General features: G+C 40.0%; 1 protein-coding gene. It reads left to right on the plus strand.

Annotated features, from left to right (window positions below; genetic code table 11):
* The coding region (locus G4L40_RS12860; protein WP_166237590.1) for an HYR domain-containing protein at positions 1 to 508 on the plus strand (508 nt) is incomplete at both ends.

Below are 508 nucleotides of genomic sequence, written 5' to 3' on the forward strand. Positions count from 1 at the left end.
AATGATGCACCAGCAGCATTCCCATTAGGTACAACCACTGTAACATGGACCGTAGTAGATGGTTCAGGTAATACAGCTACTGCTACACAATTAGTAACAGTAAGCGATACAACTTTACCAACAATCACCGCACCATCAGCAGTGAACGTAAATACAGATACAGACTGTACAGCAACAGGAGTAACATTAGGTACACCAGTTACATCAGACAACTGTTCAGTAGTAAGTGTAAGCAATGATGCACCAGCAGTGTTCCCATTAGGCACAACCACTGTAACATGGACTGTAGTAGATGGTTCAGGTAATACGGCTACTGCTACACAATTAGTAACAGTAACAGATGTTGTTGTACCAACAATTACAGCACCAGCAGCTATTACAATCAATACAAATGATGATTGTTATGCAATAAACGTTGTTTTAGGTACACCAGTTACATCAGACAACTGTTCAGTAGTAAGTGTAAGTAATGATGCACCAGCTTCATTCTCAATAGGTAATACAACTG

This window comes from Flavobacterium celericrescens, assembly GCF_011392075.1.
GTDB classification, from domain to species: Bacteria; Bacteroidota; Bacteroidia; order Flavobacteriales; family Flavobacteriaceae; genus Flavobacterium; species Flavobacterium celericrescens.